General features: G+C 43.2%; 14 protein-coding genes. 2 read left to right on the top strand and 12 right to left on the bottom strand.

Annotation, left to right across the window (positions count from 1 at the left end; all coding sequences use genetic code 11):
- Positions 1-8: 8 nt before the first annotated feature.
- From LC090_RS03780 to LC090_RS03725, 12 genes are all read right to left on the bottom strand, one after another.
- The gene (locus LC090_RS03780; RefSeq protein ID WP_224596832.1) at positions 9-473 is read right to left on the bottom strand and encodes an 8-oxo-dGTP diphosphatase; all 465 of its coding nucleotides are present in this window, start codon (positions 471-473) and stop codon (positions 9-11) included.
- Positions 474-861: 388 nt separating this feature from the next.
- Positions 862-1,812 (bottom strand): thioredoxin-disulfide reductase, encoded by a 951-nt coding sequence (gene trxB / locus LC090_RS03775; protein ID WP_226655448.1) that lies wholly within the window; start codon positions 1,810-1,812, stop codon positions 862-864.
- A gap of 109 nt (positions 1,813-1,921) precedes the next feature.
- Positions 1,922-3,520: a tetratricopeptide repeat protein gene (locus LC090_RS03770; RefSeq protein ID WP_226655447.1), complete on the bottom strand. Its 1,599-nt coding sequence runs from the start codon at positions 3,518-3,520 to the stop codon at positions 1,922-1,924.
- Positions 3,521-3,703: 183 nt separating this feature from the next.
- The gene (locus LC090_RS03765) at positions 3,704-3,841 is read right to left on the bottom strand and encodes a hypothetical protein (protein ID WP_224596409.1); all 138 of its coding nucleotides are present in this window, start codon (positions 3,839-3,841) and stop codon (positions 3,704-3,706) included.
- Between the two features lie 67 nt (positions 3,842-3,908).
- Positions 3,909-4,538, bottom strand: coding sequence for a bifunctional phosphoribosyl-AMP cyclohydrolase/phosphoribosyl-ATP diphosphatase HisIE (gene hisIE, locus LC090_RS03760; protein ID WP_226655445.1), 630 nt, complete (start codon positions 4,536-4,538; stop codon positions 3,909-3,911).
- A complete protein-coding gene (hisF, locus tag LC090_RS03755) occupies positions 4,535-5,293 on the bottom strand; it encodes an imidazole glycerol phosphate synthase subunit HisF (protein ID WP_226655442.1) in 759 nt (252 codons plus the stop codon). The genes hisIE and hisF overlap by 4 nt, the downstream gene beginning before the upstream one ends.
- A 2-nt stretch (positions 5,294-5,295) precedes the next feature.
- The gene (gene hisA, locus LC090_RS03750; protein WP_226655440.1) at positions 5,296-6,015 is read right to left on the bottom strand and encodes a 1-(5-phosphoribosyl)-5-[(5-phosphoribosylamino)methylideneamino]imidazole-4-carboxamide isomerase; all 720 of its coding nucleotides are present in this window, start codon (positions 6,013-6,015) and stop codon (positions 5,296-5,298) included.
- 1 nt (position 6,016) lies between these two features.
- Positions 6,017-6,652, bottom strand: a complete 636-nt coding sequence (hisH, locus tag LC090_RS03745) for an imidazole glycerol phosphate synthase subunit HisH (RefSeq protein ID WP_226655438.1) — start codon at positions 6,650-6,652, stop codon at positions 6,017-6,019.
- Positions 6,653-7,246, bottom strand: coding sequence for an imidazoleglycerol-phosphate dehydratase HisB (gene hisB, locus LC090_RS03740; protein ID WP_226655436.1), 594 nt, complete (start codon positions 7,244-7,246; stop codon positions 6,653-6,655). It lies immediately after the preceding gene.
- Positions 7,243-8,517 (bottom strand): histidinol dehydrogenase, encoded by a 1,275-nt coding sequence (gene hisD, locus LC090_RS03735; protein WP_226655434.1) that lies wholly within the window; start codon positions 8,515-8,517, stop codon positions 7,243-7,245. The genes hisB and hisD overlap by 4 nt, the downstream gene beginning before the upstream one ends.
- A complete protein-coding gene (hisG, locus tag LC090_RS03730) occupies positions 8,504-9,145 on the bottom strand; it encodes an ATP phosphoribosyltransferase (protein ID WP_159784985.1) in 642 nt (213 codons plus the stop codon). Before hisG ends, hisD begins: the two co-directional genes overlap by 14 nt.
- Before the next feature lie 2 nt (positions 9,146-9,147).
- Positions 9,148-10,326, bottom strand: coding sequence for an ATP phosphoribosyltransferase regulatory subunit (locus LC090_RS03725; RefSeq protein ID WP_226655432.1), 1,179 nt, complete (start codon positions 10,324-10,326; stop codon positions 9,148-9,150).
- 305 nt (positions 10,327-10,631) lie between these two features.
- On the opposite strand from LC090_RS03725, the gene cax reads away from it, so the two are divergent.
- Positions 10,632-11,702 (top strand): calcium/proton exchanger, encoded by a 1,071-nt coding sequence (gene cax / locus LC090_RS03720; protein ID WP_226655430.1) that lies wholly within the window; start codon positions 10,632-10,634, stop codon positions 11,700-11,702.
- A gap of 149 nt (positions 11,703-11,851) precedes the next feature.
- Positions 11,852-12,607 carry a type I methionyl aminopeptidase gene (map, locus tag LC090_RS03715; RefSeq protein WP_226655427.1) on the top strand — a complete coding sequence of 252 codons (756 nt, stop codon included), beginning with the start codon at positions 11,852-11,854 and terminating at the stop codon, positions 12,605-12,607.
- Positions 12,608-12,615 lie beyond the last annotated feature (8 nt).

Raw genomic sequence — 12,615 nt, 5'->3', positions numbered from 1 at the left:
GCTTCTCATTAAGACGGGTCTAATCGATAAGAAAGCAGTTTGAAATCAGGAGTATAGGTGAATGTTCCATAAATGATACCATGGCCTTTCATCATATAATCAAGAATATGATAATCTCCAGGAGCCATCGGAAGTTCACTCACATCATCTGTTTTCACCCATGATACTTTTCCTTCTTCTGACTTCTCCACCGGTTCCCCATCGTATTCCGTTGCAAGAAACGTAAACATCATCCATTCGGATTTTGTTACTTCATTTTCTTTAATAATGAATGTGAAAATCCCTTTTAGTTTGGGATTCTTTAAATAAACACCCGTTTCTTCGCGGAATTCACGAATCACCGAATCACGAATTGATTCCTCCGATTCCATTTTCCCACCTGGTGCAACCCACCATCCGCGGCGCGGTTTCTGTAGCAAGAGTACGCGATCATTTGCTTCGTCATTTAAAATGCAGTTTGTTACACGTTGCACATTTGTCACCTCAATTCAATCATCCTATTGGTATACGAAAGTCTGAAAGAAGCTCAGACTTCAAGATTTTCTATCCATAGTATACTATGATTGGTGACCATGAACAATGAGAGCGGTTTGGCTAAGCTGTGAAGATTCTTCTACTCTAAGCAAAAAAAAGAGCACGGTGCGTTATGCCCGTGCAAAAAAGTGTTTCTATTTAAAAGGGGGTTAAATCTACTATTAGTGTACCCCATTTGTATTTCACCGCTGTTACAGCCAAGTTAAAAGCGAATGACGCGGTGACAGGCACCACCCGATAACGCTCGAAGGCTGTCGAAGTGCCACCCTTCAGAAGACCCACTTACATAAAAAACCAGAGGACCCCATGATCCTCTGGTTTTTTGAGTTAGACGAGCGCTTCTTTTCCAGCGTCTTCTAGCGATTCAATATAGTGTTGAACCGACTGGGCTGCAATACTACCATCACCAGTTGCGGTTACAATTTGACGAAGCATTTTATCACGAATGTCACCTGCTGCATAGATACCAGGAACCTTCGTCGCCATGTTTTCATCTGTCACGATATAGCCTTCTTCGTTTGTAATATCAAGACCGCTAACAGCCTGATTTAACGGAAGCATACCGATGTAAATGAAGACACCATCAGCACTAAATTCACGTTCTTCACCAGTTACCGTGTTGACTAGAAGCGTTTTATTCACTTTTCCATTTTCACCTAGAATTTCTTTAACTGTATGATTCCAGATGAAATCAATCTTTTCATTATCAAACGCGCGCTGTTGAAGAATCTTCTGTGCTCTTAGCTGATCACGTCTGTGTACGATGGTTACTTTAGAAGCAAATCGTGTGAGATACACGCCTTCTTCAACGGCTGAATCGCCACCACCCACTACGACAAGCTCTTTGTTCTTAAAGAAAGCTCCGTCACAAACCGCACAATAAGACACCCCGCGGCCGCTATATTCTGCTTCTCCAGGAACACCGATTTTCTTATATTCTGCACCACTCGTAACAATAATCGCTTTTGCATGGAATTCTTGATTTCCGGATACCACTGTCTTGTAGTCACCATTATCACGAATTTCCTTCACATCACCGTATTGATATTGAGCGCCAAATTTCTTCGCGTGCTCAAACATTTTCGTAGAAAGATCCGGACCAAGAATACTATCAAAACCTGGATAATTTTCTACATCTTCTGTATTTGCCATTTGTCCGCCCGGAATCCCTCGTTCAATCATAAGAACGTCAAGATTAGCACGAGAAGTGTATACAGCTGCAGTCATACCTGCAGGTCCGGCACCGACAATAATGACATCATAAATTTTTTCATTCATCTGCTTCACTTCCTTCACGTTTCTATCGTTAGATTATATTGATTATTAAAGAATAATATTTCTTATTAAGAATCATATCTGATTGTTGGTAAAAAGTCTACCAGTCTGCTCAGAGGTCATTTGTCTCAAGTAAGTGCGTTAACTTTTTACGATAAGCATATACAGTCGATCCAGAAACATCGAATGCATTTGCGACTTCGATTTGAGTGACGTTTGTTTGTTTCACTTTATGCCACATGTAAAACATCGCAGCAGCCGTTGCTTTCACGTTTTGAAAGGCTTTGCTACTATCTGAAAGTTTAACATAACAAGGTAACCAGATCATCGCAATTAGCTCATGTAAATCCGAGTCACTAATATCCGCCTGTTCGAGCTCAGCGATAATGCGCATCCCAGATCGTACGTACTCAGGAAAATCGGTCTGCGTTCGAACGGTATACGCTTTTTCTCCATCGACGATTTGAACGGGATCGTCAGAAAGTGTAATGGCAATATACGCCGAAAGCTCCTTAACAAGAAGAGGTTCATCCTTACGTTTACAATACGTTTGTAAGATTGAAGCACTTTCCGGATCTCGCCTCGTATAGAGAAGCATGAGATGAGTCATTCTGGCGTGATAATCATGTTTTCCGTCATGCTTCTCATCTTCTTGAGGCATTTGAGACCGATAGCTAACCTGGCTTTTAAGAAGCGTACCTGCTTCTAGCTCTGTGAGATAACGCGAAGCCATTTCATTTGCCGCGTCAACACGTTGAACCTTCTTCCAGTAGCGTTTTGCAAGGTCAGGGCGATCAAGCTGAAACGCTGAAACAGCGATCCAGTGATAGAAAGGCACGTCCCACATATGTCTTGTACTCTCCACTTTACGAAGCCAGTGAAAAGCAAGTTCATGTTCACCTAAAAAACCAAACGTGCTCCCTAATTTATAGGAATGATCAGGATGGATCGGATAGACGTTTTTCAGTCTTTCAAGCATCACATCGCGTTTAACGTGTTGACCAAGGAAATCATAGAAAAGCGTTAAGTTACAAACCGCATTTAGGTTTCCTTCGTTTTTTGTTAAAACGTCATCGAGCACTTGGACGGCTTCCTCGTACTGCTCACTATAAAAATAAGCGAGCGCAAGGTTATTGTATGCCGGCCAAAATTCCGAATAAACGTCTGTCATTCGTTCGAGTAAATCAATCGCTTCAAGAAAATTCCCGGATTCAATCGCTTTACGAGCGGCTTCATGTTCTTGAATCAACTGCTCTTCTTCTCCAATTTCCTGTGGTAAATCCTCGGATTGCTCGAACAAGATCAGATCGACTAACTCCTCGGCATCTTCCATAAATTCACCTTCTGGTTCATGCTCAAGGTAAGTTCTTGCATGCTCTTCCGTTTGTTTAAATAGACCCATATGTGCAAAGTTGTTCGCAAGGAAAAAGTAGCAATCATAATATTCAGGATCAAGATCGTCAAGTACAAATTTCAGCCACTCATTTGATGCTTCATATTCGCCTAATTCCGACAGGACCGCTGCAAGTTGACATATATAATCGACTTCTTCGGGGACAAGTTTAACCGCACGTTCAAGATGCTGTCTTGCTTTATCCAAATTCCGTTGCTGATAGGCTCTCATAGCCTTTTTATAAAAATAATCTCCGTCCTGAACGAACGGAATCAGTCGGCCTTTCATTTCCGAAGAAGCATGAAGTTCTTTCCTCATGTTTCCCCCCAATAATTTCGCTTCGAATAATGCTATTACCAGTCATATCCGTTCAAAAGTATAACATACATCGACCGTCCAGTCCTAAAAGAAAAAAGTAGAAAAAACTACCTAAAGCCCGATATGCACTCTTCGAATCGTTTTGATCTGGCGCAAAATAAAAACGAGCTCATGAGCTCGTTTTTATTTCCACATATCTTTTCTGTGTTTTGCTAGTTTCTGTGCAATAAAGCCAACACCCATTCCAAGAAGAACACCAGGTCCAGGCTGTCCAAGAAATAACCCAATAGCAAGTCCGATAAACATAAATCCTACAAACATGCTTCTTCTCTCCATTTCTCATCATCGAATTTACTCTTATCTACGAGCAGGAAAGAAAAAAGTTTCATTATTTCGAAGCGTGTCGTTCCTCAAGAACTTGAAGAACGTCATCAAGCGCGCACTCCTGCTCTCTCATAAGTACCATTAAGTGGAAAAGGAGATCTGCTGATTCCCACGTAAGTTCTTCATGGTCACGATTTTTTGCCGCAATAATGACTTCAGAAGCCTCTTCGCCAACCTTCTTTAGAATCTTATCGACGCCCTCCTGAAAGAGGTACGTTGTGTACGCTCCCTCAGGACGCTCTGCTTCTCTTTTGGCAATGACTTGTTCAAGCGTATTCAGGATTGCGAAACGATCAGCATTCGGCGATGCTTTTTCTGAAAGCAACGAATCATTGAAGCAAGAATACGTTCCTTTATGACAAGCTGGTCCAGAAGGATTCACAAGCACAAGTACAGCGTCTTGATCGCAATCATATCGTAGATCTAACACGTGTTGCGTATTTCCCGAAGTCTCTCCCTTATGCCAGAGTTCTTCCCGCGAACGACTATAGAACCACGTTTCCTTTGTTTCAATTGTTTTCGTTAGCGACTCTTTGTTCATATAAGCTAGCGTAAGCACTTCTTTGCTCACGGCATCTTGTACAATCGCTGGTACAAGGCCCTTTTCATCAAATTGAATCATGTCGGTATTCATCGAATCGCCACCCCGTTTTGTTTTAAGTAATCTTTCACGTGTGATAATGAGGTTTCTTTATAGTGGAAGATCGATGCGGCAAGTGCAGCATCTGCTGAAGCATCCTGGAATACCTCGAGAAAATCTTCCGATGATCCCGCTCCTCCAGAAGCAATGACCGGGATTGAGACAGCTTCTCCAATCGCTTTCGTTAAAGGAACATCAAACCCGTCTTTACTTCCGTCAGCATTCATACTTGTTAATAAAATTTCGCCTGCGCCCATTTCCTGAGCTTTTCTTGCCCACTCAACAGCATTCCATTCCGTTGCCGTGCGTCCACCGTGCGTATAAACGCGCCAGGAATTTGTTTCTTCTTCCCACTTCGCGTCAATTGCGACAACCATACACTGTGTTCCAAAATAATCGGCGCCTTCACGGATCAATTCCGGACGAAGAACTGCCGCTGTATTCATCGATACTTTATCTGCTCCAGCGCGAAGCACACGCTTCATATCTTCAAGCTTATTAATGCCGCCGCCAACAGTAAATGGAATAGCAAGTTCTGCCGCCACCTGCCGCACCACATCGACCATTGTTTCTCTTCCTTCATGAGAAGCAGAGATATCTAAGAAAACAAGCTCATCTGCCCCTTCTTCATCATATACTCTCGCTAATTCAACCGGATCACCTGCATCTCTAAGACCTACAAACTGGATGCCTTTTACAACGCGGCCGTCTTTTACATCCAGGCACGGGATAATTCGTTTCGTCAGCATCGCTAGACCTCCAGCGCTTGTTTTAATGTAAATTGATTCGTGTAGAGAGCTTTTCCGATAATCGCACCGCTAATGGAGTCACTTCTCAGTTCAAGACTTTTCACATCTTCAAGGTTGCTGATCCCACCTGAAGCAATCACTTCTTTCCCTGTAGCCTCACCAAGTTCAGCAATCGCTTCAACATTAGGACCTGATAGCGTACCGTCTTTTGAGATGTCTGTAAAAATGAAAACCTCTGCACCATGCTCAGCAAGCTCTTTTCCAAGATCCACTGCTTTAATTTCTGATGTTTTTAGCCAGCCTTCAACAGCGACATATCCGTCTCTTGCATCGATTCCAATCGCGATTTTTTCTTTATATTTTGCAAGCATTCTTTTAACAAAGTCCGGGTCTGATATAGCACTACTACCAAGGATAATTCGATCAACGCCGTTTCCCAAATAATAGGCAACATCTTCTTCGCTTCGAATTCCACCCCCAACTTGTACACGCGCTGACAACTGATTAGCCACCTCAAGAACATAACGATCATTCACGCGCTTTCCTTCTCTCGCTCCGTCAAGATCGACCATATGTATCCATTCGGCGCCGTCATCTGCAAATTGCTTTGCCATATCAAAAGGAGAATCGCCGTAAACCGTTTCTTTGTCGTAATCACCTTGCAAAAGGCGGACACATTTGCCGCCCCTCATATCAATAGCAGGATAAATGGTAATTGGCATCTTATGCGTCATTCCTTTCTACGTATTGGGCATAGTTTTTTAGAATCGCAAGACCAGCATGGCTACTTTTCTCTGGGTGGAACTGGGTGCCAAACACCTTTCCTTTACCTACGACAGCCGGAACTTCCTCAGCATAATCTGCTGTTGAGATTAATACATCACGATCACCTGTATCCACATAATAGGAGTGGACAAAATAGACGTGCTCATCACCGACATCATTCATTAAAAAGGAATCAGGCTGATGGATCACTAGTTTGTTCCACCCCATATGCGGAACTTTATAGGGATTACCAGCTGCATCTTTGCCAGGAAACTTCTTTACTTTCCCCGGTAAAAAAGAGAATCCTTCTGCATAACCGTTTTCATCACTTTCTTCAAACAGAAGCTGCATGCCAAGACAAATGCCAAGTAACGGTTTACCCGCTTCTACTTCTTTTTCAATAAAAGCTTTTAAGCCCGTTTCGGTTAAAATCGCCATCGCATCTCGAAAAGAACCGACTCCAGGAAGAAGAAGTCCCGTCGCTTTTGCGAGCTCCTTTTCATCCTCTGAAACAAAATAATCATATCCAAGGCGCTCAAGCGCTTTACTTACGCTGTATAAATTCCCCATCCCGTAATCAACAATACCGATCATTTAAAGCATTCCTTTCGTTGATGGCACACCTTTTACTCGGGGATCAATAAGCGTCGCTTCATCTAGAGCACGGCCGAGTGCTTTAAAAATCGCTTCAATGATATGGTGCGTATTGTGACCATAGTGAACAATCACGTGTAAGTTCATTCTTGCTTCAATCGCAAGCTTCCACAAAAATTCATGGACCAATTCCGTATCAAATGTTCCAACGCGCGTCGATGGGAGTTCTACCCGATATTCAAGGTGAGGACGATTACTTAAATCCACGACAACCTGAGCAAGCGCGTCATCCATTGGAACAAACGCATTCCCATATCGCTTAATGCCTTCTTTAGTACCAAGCGCTTGTTTTAGTGCTTCACCAATGCAAATACCAATATCCTCTGTTGTGTGGTGATCATCAACTTCAATGTCTCCATTTGCCGCGATTGCTAAATCAAACTTGCCATGCTTTGTAAATAAATCAAGCATGTGGGTAAGAAACGGTACGCCGGTTTGTAAATCGGTTTTTCCGCTTCCGTCCACCCCAAAGGATAGGTTAATCGATGTTTCAGAAGTTTCTCTCGAAATGGAACTTTTTCTCTCTTCACTCATTTTAAATCCCCCAATCGAAGTTCAACGGCTTTTGCATGAGCATCAAGCCCTTCAAGCTTAGCGAGTGCTACGATGCTACTACCGTTCGTTCTCATTGCTTCTTTACTATAAGAAATAACGCTCGATTTTTTTATAAAGTCATCTACTGAGAGTGGACTTGAAAAGCGTGCTGTTCCATTCGTTGGAAGCACGTGGTTAGGTCCAGCAAAATAATCCCCAACAGGTTCAGAGCTATAAGGACCGAGGAAAATCGCCCCGGCGTGACGAATTTTTCCAAGCAGCGTCATCGGTTCATCGACCATAATTTCAAGGTGCTCAGGAGCAAGTTCATTAACGGCTTCAACCGCTTCCGCAAGGTGTTCAACGACGTAAATCATGCCATAATCCTCAATCGATCTTGAAGCAATTTCAGCACGTGGAAGTTCAACAAGCTGGTGGTTCACTTCTTCTTGAACACGCTCAGCAAGAGTCGCTGACGTTGTTACTAGAACAGCACTAGCACGCTCATCGTGTTCTGCTTGTGATAATAAGTCTGCTGCAACATAGGCTGGATTCGCATTTTCATCCGCTAGCACAACAATTTCACTTGGGCCAGCGATCATATCGATATCGACGATTCCAAATACTTCTCGTTTCGCAAGCGCAACGAAAATATTACCCGGCCCTACAATTTTATCTACAGGAGCAATTGTTTCTGTCCCATATGCGAGTGCTGCAACTGCTTGAGCGCCACCAACTTTAAAGACTTCCGTTACGCCAACTTCATTTGCTGCAACGAGAACGCCAGAAGGAACGTTACCGTTTGAATCAGGCGGTGTGACCATCGCAATTCGCTTTACACCTGCTGCGATCGCAGGGATTACGTTCATTAAAACCGAAGAAGGATAAGCTGCTTTTCCACCAGGAACATAAACACCAACAGAATCAAGAGGCGTCACTTTTTGCCCTAGCATGGTGCCGTCTTCAGCCGTCGTAAACCATGACTGGCGGCGCTGACGCTCGTGAAACGTTTGGATGTTTTTTGCAGCCTGTTTAATCATTGTAATGAGCTCTTCAGTTAAATCACCATAGGCTCTTTCGATTTCTTCAGCTGAAACGCGCAGTTCTGTTAAGTCTGCTCCATCAAACTTCTTTGTGTTTTCCTTAACAGCTTCATCACCAGTTGCTTTCACTTGTGAAAGAATCGAAAGAACAGCCTGACGCTGCTCTTCTGTACCTTGCTCAATCGATCGTTTAATGGAAATATCTTCGTCCCGATTAACGATTCTCATCTGCACTCTCTCCTTCCACAACCGCTGAAAGACGTTCGACCATATCGTCAATAATGGCGTCTTTCGTCCGATAACTTACCGGGTTCACAATAAAGCGTGATGTGATCGGCTCAATAAATGCCGTTTCCATTAAACCGTTTTCTGTTAGCGTTCGACCTGTTGAGACAATATCAACAATGCGGTCTGCAAGACCAATGAGTGGAGCAAGCTCAATCGATCCGTTTAGTTTAATGATTTCAACTTGTTCTCCTTGCTGACGGAAGTAATTTGACGCAACGTTCGGATATTTTGTCGCGATCTTTGGTGCCACCCCTTTAATCGGTCCATCTGAAAGCCCGGCAACAGCGAGATAACAGCCACTAATTTTCAGATCAAGCACTTCATAAACATTTCGTTCCTCTTCAAGCATGACGTCTTTACCCGCAATCCCAACATCCGCTACTCCGTGCTCAACGTATGTTGGAACATCCATTGGTTTCGCTAAAATAAAGCGTAGGTTTTCTTCTTCTATATCGATAATTAACTTCCGTGAATCATCAAACTCAGGGGGAAGTTGATAACCAGCATTTCGAAGCAATTCAACCGCTTCTTCAAAAATACGCCCTTTCGGCATGGCCATCGTTAGCATGACTACATCCCCTTTCCGTTTTTACCGATTAAATATGTCACGTCATCAAAACGCTCAGAGTAAGCGTCAAGATTCGTTATACCGCTTAACTCCTGCACAACAACCTTCTCCCCATCAGCTCGTCGTTCTGACGCCTGTTGAATGGCTTCTTCTCTTCGTTCAGGACTGAAAATAATGGCATTTGGAAGGCGCTCATTATCCGTTACGCCAAGCGCTTCTGCAAGGTGATCAAGGCGAATCCCAAAACCAGTTGCCTGCGCAGGACGATCAAAGCGCTCGAGCAACTCATCATAACGTCCCCCGTTACTTAAAGGCACGCCAAGGTTGTTCGCATAACCTTCGAATACAACGCCTGTGTAGTAACTCATATGGCTCACAAGTGTAAAATCGAATTTCACTTGATCCGCTACACCATAAGCCTTGAGCGTATGTAATAACGTGCGTAGCTCATCAAGAACTCGTTCACCAGCTTCATTAGGAAGAAGTTCAATTGCTTCTTCTAATTTTGATCCATCACCGCGAAGCGTAAGCAGTGCCATTAACCTTTTTTGATCGATGGTCGATAGCGGCATTTCCCGAACATGCTGACGGTAGCCTACGTAATTTTTTTCATATAAATAACGGCGAAGCACAGCCGCGCGTTCTTCGTTTCCAACGATCGATAGAAACAGTTCTTGAATAAAACCAACGTGACCAATAGCGATCTGAAAATCTTCAAGGCCTGCTTTTTCTAAAACAGCAGCCATTAATGCGATCACTTCTGCATCAGCACTAGTTGTTCGATCTCCGATTAACTCGACACCAATTTGTTCAAATTCAGCTGGCTTTCCACCTTCGTCTTCTTGTGCGCGAAACACGTTGGAATCATAGGCAAGACGGAGTGGAAATGGTTCGTTTTTAAGACTTGAAGCTGCGACACGAGCAATTGGTGCCGTCATATCAGGTCTTAGGACGAGCGTATTGCCACGCTGGTCAAGCAGTTTAAAAAGCTGCTGATCAAGAATGGCAGAAGCTTCGCCGACCGTTTCATAGTACTCTAGCGTAGGAGTGTTCATAAAACGATAGCCCCATCCCTCTGTTACACGCTGAATCTTTTCTCGAATGCTTGTTTTCAAGTCATATAGGACCGGTAGCGTATCGCGCATACCGAGCGGTTTCTCAAATACGAATGGTCTTGTCATTCTGTGCACCTCACATTTCCTTTAGTTCGCTAACATACTAACAAGATGAAGTTATTTGTAGTTTACACGCCTTTATTTTTTTCGTCAACCAATAAGGGGCATTATTCCCTTTACTCCTTTTCTGTACTCCAAGGTGAATTACCTTTATTTTTTAGGTCATCTTAAAGAATGATGTCGATTGTTGGTGTTATTTCTCGTAATCGTGATCACTTATCCGTCAATTGGGGTATTAGCTATGAAAGAAACTTTCTTTTCCAATTAAGGAAATCTATAATAAGGAAAAGAATAAATGATGAAAAGAGAGGATGTGCCACGTGGTTAATAAAATTTTCTTTTTCCTCGTGATCATCGGAGTTCCCCTATCCGTTGCAGGAAGCCTTCTTCACTGGTCTCAAACGCTAATGTTTGTTGTCTACTGCTTAACCATTGTTTCTCTTGCGGCTTATATGGGAAGAGCGACCGAAAGTCTTGCCGTGATTTCGGGACCAAGGATTGGTGGATTACTAAACGCCACCTTCGGAAATGCCGTAGAACTCATTATTTCCATTTTCGCATTAAAAGAAGGATTAATTGAAATTGTGCTTGCTTCACTAACTGGATCGGTATTAGGAAACTTGCTACTTGTCGCTGGACTATCTTTTTTCGTTGGAGGATTAAAGTTTAAAAGACAAAAATTCAACGTTTATGATGCCAGGCACAATTCCGGACTTCTGATGTTTGGTGTGATCGTGGCTTTTGTTATCCCTGAAGTATTCTCAATGAACATGAGTGAGGCAGAAGCGATTTCATTAAGTACTGGCATCTCCATTATCCTGATCGTTCTTTACCTTGCTGCGCTTTTCTTTAAGCTTGTCACGCATCGCGGTGTCTATCAGCATGTCTCTGATAAAGCAGACGAACAGACTCATGAAGAACCTGAGTGGACGAGCAAAAAGGCCATCCTCGTGTTAGCCCTTTCAACTGCGGCAGTAGCTTATGTGTCCGAAAGTCTTGTGCATACGTTCGAGACGGTTGGAGATACATTTGGATGGAGCGAATTATTCATTGGGGTCATCATTGTGGCCATTGTGGGAAATGCTGCTGAGCATGCTTCTGCGATCATCATGGCTTACAAAAATAAAATGGATGTAGCTGTTGAAATAGCAGTCGGTTCAACGCTTCAAGTGGCTATGTTTGTCGCACCAATTCTCGTCCTCATCTCACTTTTCTTCCCAGTACAAATGTCACTCGTTTTTACATTGCCAGAGCTTGTGACGATGGTAACAGCCGTATTGCTCACGATCGTCATCAGTAATGATGGAGAAACAAACTGGTTTGAAGGAGCGACGTTACTTGCTGCTTACTTAATTATGGGGATTGGATTTTACTTACTTTAATCAAGAAGCCTGCAATTTGTGGGCTTTTTTGTTACAGTAACTGAGGGAAGATCTTCCGCATAACGTGTTAGAAATTGGACTTCGACTTCACATGATGGAGACATGTCCTGCTAACGGATTGAACGAAAACGCAGAAAGTAGGCGAAAACATGATTCACCGTAAAACAAGCCGAGAAATTCAATTAATGAAAGAAGCAGGTGAGGTTCTGGCAGACTGTCACAAAGAACTTCGCAGTATGATTAAGCCAGGTATCACAACAAAACAAATCGATGACTTTGTAGAACTTTTTTTAGAAGAGCGTGGGGCTACACCAGAGCAAAAAGGCTACCAAGACTACCCTTATGCCACATGTGCTTCTGTAAATGATGTCATTTGTCACGGTTTCCCAGGTTCAAGGAAACTTAAAGAAGGCGACATCGTTACAATCGATATGGTTGTGAATTTAAATGGCGCACTCGCTGATTCAGCTTGGACGTATGCAGTAGGAGAAATCTCAGAGGAAAAGCAGCATTTGCTTGAAGCGACGAAAAAATCTCTCTACTTAGGCATCGAGCAAGCCGTCATCGGCAATCGTATTGGCGATATCGGTCATGCGATTCAAAAGTATGCAGAAGCAGAAGGATTCGGAGTTGTTCGTGATTTCACTGGACACGGCATCGGACCTACGCTCCATGAAGAACCAATGATTCCACATTTCGGTCAGCCAGGTACTGGTGCCCGACTAAAAGAAGGTATGGTTATTACAATTGAGCCAATGTTAAACATCGGGGCACCGTTTAGCACAATTGACGAAGATGGTTGGACAGCTCGCACAGTAGATGGTTCAACATCTGCTCAATATGAACATACGCTTGCGATCACAAAAGACGGTCCTGTTATTCTAACAGATCAGGGTGATGAGTAATAACAAGA

It is taken from the genome of Guptibacillus hwajinpoensis (assembly GCF_020524165.1).
Taxonomy (GTDB): Bacteria; Bacillota; Bacilli; order Bacillales; family Guptibacillaceae; genus Guptibacillus; species Guptibacillus hwajinpoensis_D.
The sequence above is the reverse complement of the archived record's forward strand: the minus strand, read 5'-3'. Positions and strand labels throughout refer to the sequence as shown.

Coding starts and splice junctions, on each gene's coding strand:
- hisB (WP_226655436.1), bottom strand. CDS start 7,246: ATGAGTGAAGAGAGAAAAAGTTCCATTTCGAGAGAAACTTCTGAAACA.
- hisA (WP_226655440.1), bottom strand. CDS start 6,015: ATGCCAATTACCATTTATCCTGCTATTGATATGAGGGGCGGCAAATGT.
- hisF (WP_226655442.1), bottom strand. CDS start 5,293: ATGCTGACGAAACGAATTATCCCGTGCCTGGATGTAAAAGACGGCCGC.
- LC090_RS03765 (WP_224596409.1), bottom strand. CDS start 3,841: ATGTTTGTAGGATTTATGTTTATCGGACTTGCTATTGGGTTATTTCTT.
- hisG (WP_159784985.1), bottom strand. CDS start 9,145: ATGCTAACGATGGCCATGCCGAAAGGGCGTATTTTTGAAGAAGCGGTT.
- hisH (WP_226655438.1), bottom strand. CDS start 6,652: ATGATCGGTATTGTTGATTACGGGATGGGGAATTTATACAGCGTAAGT.
- cax (WP_226655430.1), top strand. CDS start 10,632: ATGTGCCACGTGGTTAATAAAATTTTCTTTTTCCTCGTGATCATCGGA.
- hisIE (WP_226655445.1), bottom strand. CDS start 4,538: ATGAATACCGACATGATTCAATTTGATGAAAAGGGCCTTGTACCAGCG.
- map (WP_226655427.1), top strand. CDS start 11,852: ATGATTCACCGTAAAACAAGCCGAGAAATTCAATTAATGAAAGAAGCA.
- trxB (WP_226655448.1), bottom strand. CDS start 1,812: ATGAATGAAAAAATTTATGATGTCATTATTGTCGGTGCCGGACCTGCA.
- LC090_RS03770 (WP_226655447.1), bottom strand. CDS start 3,520: ATGAGGAAAGAACTTCATGCTTCTTCGGAAATGAAAGGCCGACTGATT.
- LC090_RS03725 (WP_226655432.1), bottom strand. CDS start 10,326: ATGACAAGACCATTCGTATTTGAGAAACCGCTCGGTATGCGCGATACG.
- hisD (WP_226655434.1), bottom strand. CDS start 8,517: ATGAGAATCGTTAATCGGGACGAAGATATTTCCATTAAACGATCGATT.